Annotated in this window: 6 protein-coding genes; 1 reads left to right on the top strand and 5 read right to left on the bottom strand. The window is 41.9% G+C overall.

Annotated features, from left to right (window positions below):
- The coding region (locus AAF462_09935) for an MFS transporter (GenBank protein MEM7009440.1) at positions 1-643 on the top strand (643 nt) is incomplete at its 5' end.
- 32 nt (positions 644-675) lie between these two features.
- Here AAF462_09935 and AAF462_09930 read toward each other — a convergent pair.
- The 5 genes from AAF462_09930 to AAF462_09910 form a co-directional block, all read right to left on the bottom strand.
- Positions 676-1,422, bottom strand: a complete 747-nt coding sequence (locus AAF462_09930) for a sulfite exporter TauE/SafE family protein (protein MEM7009439.1) — start codon at positions 1,420-1,422, stop codon at positions 676-678.
- Positions 1,423-1,513: 91 nt separating this feature from the next.
- Positions 1,514-2,251, bottom strand: a complete 738-nt coding sequence (gene pgl, locus AAF462_09925) for a 6-phosphogluconolactonase (GenBank protein ID MEM7009438.1) — start codon at positions 2,249-2,251, stop codon at positions 1,514-1,516.
- 1 nt (position 2,252) lies between these two features.
- Positions 2,253-3,788 (bottom strand): glucose-6-phosphate dehydrogenase, encoded by a 1,536-nt coding sequence (zwf, locus tag AAF462_09920; protein MEM7009437.1) that lies wholly within the window; start codon positions 3,786-3,788, stop codon positions 2,253-2,255.
- A 51-nt stretch (positions 3,789-3,839) separates the two neighbouring features.
- Positions 3,840-4,745, bottom strand: coding sequence for a phosphogluconate dehydrogenase (NAD(+)-dependent, decarboxylating) (gnd, locus tag AAF462_09915; protein MEM7009436.1), 906 nt, complete (start codon positions 4,743-4,745; stop codon positions 3,840-3,842).
- A 72-nt stretch (positions 4,746-4,817) separates the two neighbouring features.
- The coding region (locus AAF462_09910; protein MEM7009435.1) for a ribulose-phosphate 3-epimerase at positions 4,818-5,126 on the bottom strand (309 nt) is incomplete at its 5' end.

The following is a 5,126-nucleotide window of genomic DNA, read 5'->3' as shown; positions in this document are numbered from 1 at the left end:
TTTTAAAAAGATGAAGGAAGCTGGTGAGCTTTCTAAGGAACCTATAAGAGATGCGTTTAGATATCATTGGAAGGAAATCATAACTGTTATCGGGGCAACATGCGTTGGTTCAGTGAACTTCTATATGATATTTGTCTATCTTACAACATTTCTCTCGACTGAGACTCACTTAGATCTCTCGACGGCACTTGAGATAAACACCATTAGTATGATCGTGCTTATGATTATTACGCCAATAATGGGATACTTCTCTGATAAATTAGGAAGAAAGCCCCTACTTATTGCAGGATGTCTGGTAATAGCGATTTTCTCATATCCGCTATTTATTGAATTTACTCGTGGTGATGCGTTTCATGACCTTCTTGCTCAAATAGTATTTGCAATCGGGCTATCTATGGTGTTTGGACCGTTTGGCGCCATGATGATAGAGCTATTCCCGGCCAAAGTGCGCATGAGTGCGGTCTCGATTGGATATAACATAGGATTTGCTGTTTTTGGCGGAACAGCGCCGTTCGTAGCTACATATCTAATAGATATCACTGGCGATAAACTCTCACCGAGCTACTATCTAATATTGTCGGCCATTATCTCACTAATTGTATTCGTTAAGATAAAAGAGACTTATCAAGATGATGTGGGATAATTAGGCACATCAAATAATTAGCTGCTAATATACTAAAATAGTCCAAAGAGTTTTAGCGCAATTATAATTATTGCGACTACCATAACGTAGCGGATTACCTTTTCTCCGCCTCGAACAGATATTTTTGCAGACCACCAGCCGCCTAGTGCATTTCCCACAGCAAGCACTAGTCCAAGTACCCAGTCAACATTATTAGTCCACATGAAAATTGCCAAGGCCGGTATTGTGAAAATGAGGTTTATAAAAGCTTTGTGCATATTTACATATACAAGGTTCATCTTCATGAGATGATAAAGTCCCGCCATAATTAGAAACCCAACCCCGACTTGCAAAAATCCCCCATAAAACCCAACGCCGAACATAATCGGATATATGAGCCAACTCTTTTTTCCCTCCGGTGTCGTAACTATATTCTTACTCTGCGGTATGAGCATAGTTATGACTATCCCTATCATTATTATCCCTAAAACAATCTCAAACAACCGATCGCTCACCCTAACGGCCAACAGCGCACCTAGAATAGCCCCGGGTATAGTAAGTGCCCCTAACCTCAGGCTTAACCTAAGGCCAGTTATGTTCTCATTTCGAAATGAAATAGTTGCAAAGATGCTCTGTATAAGAATTCCAACACGATTTGTGCCGTTTGCTGTGGGAGAGTCTAGGCCCAAAAATATGAGAGCAGGTAAAGTAAAGCTGGAGCCGCCCCCAGCCATGATATTGATTAGACCGGCCAAAACTCCGACTCCAAATAGTATTAAGATTTCATAGTATTCAGGCATTAGAGTTCCTGTAAGTAATATTTGTGACTAGAAATTTACTATGAAATTAGTAAATAGTATAGTTTGGTTCTCAATTGGAATGATTAGATCATTAAAGCTCAGGAGCGGCGGCTTTATCGAGATACCACTCTAGTATGCCGTTCTCTGGTGCAACCATTGATGCCGGGTAGGGAAGTTTGTGATCGGAGCCTTTCTCTAATATTTCTTTGAACACAGGCTCTTTAGCTGCGCCCGCTACAAGAAATGAAACCCTTTTTGCGTTGTTTATGACTGGGAAAGTAATACTCACTCTTTTTTGTCCTGTTTGAGGGTGCTCGGCAACTACGCAGATTTTGTCCATAACATCTAGGTTTGACGCACCAGGAAACAAAGAAGCCGTGTGTCCGTCATCTCCCATCCCAAGGAATATCCAGTCAAACTCTGGAAAACCGCTATCACCTTTGGCCACATTCTCTTCGATAACTTTTGAATACCTGAGCGCCTCATTTGTTGGAGGGTCTTCACCTAAGACTCTATAGACATTTGCATCAGGAATATTGATGTGAGATAGAAGAGCAACGTTTGTCATCTTAAAATTGCTCTCGTCATTATCCGGCGGAACGCAGCGTTCATCACCCCAAAAAAACATTACATTCTCCCAGGAAACACCTTCATTATAGGGAGGAAGGGCTAGTATTTCAAAAAATGCCTTAGGAGTGTGTCCACCAGAGAGCGCTACTGTTAATGATTCTCCGGCGGCGGCCTTCTTGTCAACGGCCTGCTTAAAATCTTGAGCCAGTTGTGAAGCTAATTCAGCGCTGTCCTGAAAAACATAATATTTCTTTTCCATCTTACAACTCGCAGTACTCACCGTCATGGGCTAAGTTTTTGCAAGGATAACGCCAATCTTGGTCCGGATGATCAAAGAGCTTTGATGCTTCCGGCGGGCCCCATGTGCCTGCGGGGTAACCATACATCTTGATTTTATTACCTTTTTCCCAAGCTTTTAATATAGGATCTACAAATTTCCAGCACGCCTCTACTGCATCGGCCCTTGCATAGTGCGTTGCATCACCTAGGATACAGTCGAGTATAAGACGCTCATAGGCTTCTGGGATATACGCGTCTGCCAGATCTGAATAGTGGAAATCAAGTCCTACCTCTTTTATATCAAAACCAGCTCCTGGTTTTTTCATTCCGAGTTTTAGAAGAATTCCTTCATCTGGCTGGATCCTTATAATAAGCTGGTTAGGGGTTGCTTCACATAGTTCAGTTTTAGTAAACAGGTGATGAGGCGTCTTCTTGAAATGAACTACAACTTCAGTAACACGCGTAGGAAGATACTTGCCTGTGCGAATATAAAACGGCACATCGCCCCAGCGCCAGTTATCTATGTATAGCTTAAGCGCTACATAGGTGGCAGTTCTAGAATCAGGAGCCACATCTTTTTCCTGACGGTACCCAAGTACTTGTTTTCCTTTAATTTTCGAAGCAACATATTGACCCTGTACAGCATATTTATTTACCTGACTTGATTTAATCGGCCTTAACGACTCAAATATTTTCACTGTTTCATTGCGCACATCAGTCGCGTTAAAGAATGAGGGCGGCTCAATTGCAATTGTTCCAAGCACTTGAAGAAGGTGGTTTTGGATCATATCTCTCATAGCGCCGTAGTGGTCATAGTAGCCTCCCCTCTCCTCAACCCCAATCGATTCAGCCGCTGTGATCTCAATGTGGCTGACATAATTTCTATTCCAAAGAGGCTCAAATATTCCGTTTGAAAAACGTAGCGCAAAAATATCCTGTACAGTTTCCTTTCCTAGATAGTGATCTATTCTATAGATCTGATCCTCATCGAAGATGCTCTGCAGGTCTTGGTTTAATTTCTTTGCAGACTTAAGGTCCCTGCCAAAAGGTTTCTCGACAATTATCCGTTTCCAAGAGGAGTTTTTACCTTCAACCTGAAGCCCTGTTTTCCCAAGATTAGTTGCAATTGCTGTGTAGAGGCTTGGAGAGGTTGAGAGATAGTAAATATAGTTTCCGCCAATCTTTAGCTTCTTATCTATGGTCTGTAATTTATCTTTTAAACTCTCATAATGGCTTATGTCAGTTGCATCGAGAGCTGAATAGTAGAGATGTTTAGAGAAGGGCACAAGCTGTTTTTGATCTTCTCTTTTAAGTTTCGCGTAGGTCTTTATATCAGCAATAATCTTTTTTCGAAAGTCTTCATCTGAATATGGGGATCTACTTGTGCCGAGTATGGCAAAATTTTTGGGCAGCAGTTTTTGCCTATAAAGCGCGTAGATCGCCGGCATCAATTTTCGTTTAGTTAAGTCACCTGAAGCTCCGAATATTACAATTACGCAATTATTCTCTTGTGCCATTTAAACACCCCTTAAGAATTATTATTTAAAACCTCTTTACTAAACTGCCTATTAATCGTCCGCTTTCTTTTTAACTGCATGTCCGCCAAATTGATTTCTTAGTGCAGCAATTGTCTTCATTGAGAATGAATCCGTGTCTCTTGATGCAATCCTTGCAAGAAGTGAAGCAGTGATAATTGGAGCAGGAACATTCTGACGCATAGCAGCCTCAACTGTCCATCTGCCCTCTCCGCTGTCCCAAACATATGGGTCAAGATCATCAAGAGTGGGGTCTTCTTTAAACACTCTCTCGGCTAGCTCTAGTATCCAGGAACGAACAACACTACCGTATTGCCATACGCTGCTTATTGCCCTTAGATCAAGGTCGAACTCCGAGCTCTCCAGAACGGCAAATCCTTCAGCATATGCCTGTAGCATTCCATATTCGATTCCGTTATGAACCATCTTCACATAGTGCCCTGAACCCTCTGGGCCGCAGTATAGATATCCTTTTTTAGGAGCTAGTGTTTTAAAAATAGGCTCAACATAATCACAGGTCTTTTTATCGCCGCCGTACATAAGACAATAGCCTTCTTTCAGGCCCCAAACTCCGCCGCTAACTCCGCAGTCTACAAATTTGATGCCGCTTGGCTTAAGTGATTTAGCTCTTTTCTGTGAGTCCTGCCACTCAGAGTTTCCACCGTCAATAATTACATCATTTTTCTTTAGATATTTCTTAAGTTCTCTGATATTTTGATCAACAGGCTTGCCTGCAGGAACCATAAGCCATACAACCTTTGGCTTAGGCAGTTTCCTAACAAGATCTGCCACAGATTTTGCAGGTATTGCTCCCTTTTTGGCGGCCTCATCAATAGGCCCTTGAGTAAGGTTGTAAACAACCACCTCATGCTTACCGCGCAAAAGACGCTCCGTCATATTTCCACCCATTTTACCAAGACCAATCATTCCAATTTTCATGCTGCCCTCCTTAAAATGTTATTTGTGTTTGAAATATATGTTTCTAAATTTAATCATATCACCAATTTTGATTTACTGCACACTATTTAAAAGCGCATCTACATTATCCCTCACGCTGGCTTTAGAATTATAGACACTTGAGCCTGCGATAAGCACTGTTGCTCCTGCCTCAACTATGAGCGGAGCCGTTTTTGTATCTACGCCCCCATCAACCCCAACTGGAACATCAAGGCCCCTTTGCTCTAGCATTTTTTTAAGTGTTCTGATTTTATCAAGCTGAGAGTGTATAAATTTCTGCCCTCCAAATCCGGGGTTTACTCCCATGACCTGAACAAAATCTGAGAGTTCAAGCACGTCTTCAATCATGTCAGGAGGTGTTGC

This window comes from Thermodesulfobacteriota bacterium (assembly GCA_039028315.1).
In the GTDB taxonomy this organism is placed as follows: domain Bacteria; phylum Desulfobacterota_D; class UBA1144; order Nemesobacterales; family UBA2774; genus CR02bin9.
The sequence above is the reverse complement of the archived record's forward strand: the minus strand, read 5'-3'. Positions and strand labels throughout refer to the sequence as shown.